Genomic DNA, 1,376 nt, shown 5'->3' with positions numbered 1-1,376 from the left:
TTTTTTATGGCTAAATATAGTGGGAATTTCAAACTGAAAATTGTACAAGAGTATTTGAAAAGTGCTTTAAGTTATGACCGATTGGCGCAAAAATACAGTATTCCATCTTCTTCGCCAATTAAGAATTGGGTAAGTGCTTATAAAGCTTTTGGCGAGGAAGGGTTACAACGGAAAATAGTTAATGAGGAATACCCTGTTCAATTCAAATTGGATGTATTACACTTTATGAAACAAACAGGTGCTTCTTTTCAAGAGACAGCGATTCAATTTAGGATAAATAATCCGAGTTTAATCGCCAATTGGAACAGTAAATTAGAAAAAGAAGGAATAGAGGGCCTGCAACAAAAAGCAAAGGGGCGCCCGTCTATGTCTAAAAAACCAAAAACAACAGCGAATAAACAGAATAAACCAATGTCACGTGAGGAACAGTTAGAACGTGAAAATGAAATGCTTCGTTTAGAGGTTGCCTATTTAAAAAAGTTGAAGGCTTTTCGAGAGAATCCGGATGCCTTCCTCGAAAAGCACAAGCAGCCATCGCCTTCGAACTTAAAGAAGAAGGATTCCGATTAAAAGATGTCTTAACACAAGTGAAAATTCCAGAGGCAACGTATCATTATCAAATCAAACAGATGAAACAAAAGAATCCAAATGAAACGTGGGAAACGCTGATTTTAGAGACGTTTGAGAAGCATGAAGGCAGATATGGTTACCGTCGTATTCATGCGGAATTGAAAACGCAAGGTTACCCTGTTAACCATAAGAAAGTACAACGTATCATGAAGAAACTAGGTTTGAAATGCGAAAAATTCGTGCGTAAATCACGCTACAAATCGTATAAAGGTACGGTTGGGAAAGTGGCGAAAAATCGTTTGAACCGTCGTTTCCACACACCACATACCCTTCAAAAAGTTGTGACCGACGTAACGGAATTCAAATGTACAAATGATGAGAAGTTGTATTTAAGCCCTATCATGGATTTATATAACGGCGAAATTATTGGGTTTAGTATGTCTAAAAGTCCAACGCTGGAATTTGTGATGGATTCATTAAAACAGGTGCTTCCTATTATTCAAGAGCGTGCCAAATATAGAACAACCATTCACTCCGATCAAGGCTGGCACTATCAGCACTACAAATGGGTACACACATTGAAAGAAAATAAGATGTACCAAAGCATGTCTCGCAAAGCAACATGTGCAGACAATGCAGCAATGGAAAACTTCTTTGGCTTACTGAAGCAGGAAATGTATTACGGAGAACAATTAATTTCTTATGAAGCCTTGAAGATGAAGATTGAGAAGTACATCCATTACTATAACAACGATCGAATTAAACAAAAACTGGCCGGCATGAGTCCGGTAAAATTCCGAACTCAT

The 1,376-nt window shown here is 37.7% G+C and carries 1 protein-coding gene and 1 pseudogene; both read left to right on the top strand.

The genetic code is table 11. The annotated features are described in order from the left end of the window. The first annotated feature begins 6 nt into the window (after positions 1–6). A complete protein-coding gene (locus tag ACLIJJ_RS26775) occupies positions 7–570 on the top strand; it encodes a helix-turn-helix domain-containing protein (RefSeq protein ID WP_233319543.1) in 564 nt (187 codons plus the stop codon). Beyond that, positions 531–1,376: pseudogene (locus ACLIJJ_RS26770) on the top strand (IS3 family transposase); the annotation flags it as partial. The gene ACLIJJ_RS26775 and the pseudogene ACLIJJ_RS26770, both read left to right, overlap by 40 nt.

The sequence above is a fragment of the Niallia laureatilytica genome (assembly GCF_046613985.1).
Taxonomy (GTDB): Bacteria; Bacillota; Bacilli; order Bacillales; family Cytobacillaceae; genus Niallia.
Note: the sequence above shows the minus strand (reverse complement) of the source record. Positions and strands in the feature narration are given on the sequence as shown.

Coding starts and splice junctions, on each gene's coding strand:
- ACLIJJ_RS26775 (WP_233319543.1), top strand. CDS start 7: ATGGCTAAATATAGTGGGAATTTCAAACTGAAAATTGTACAAGAGTAT.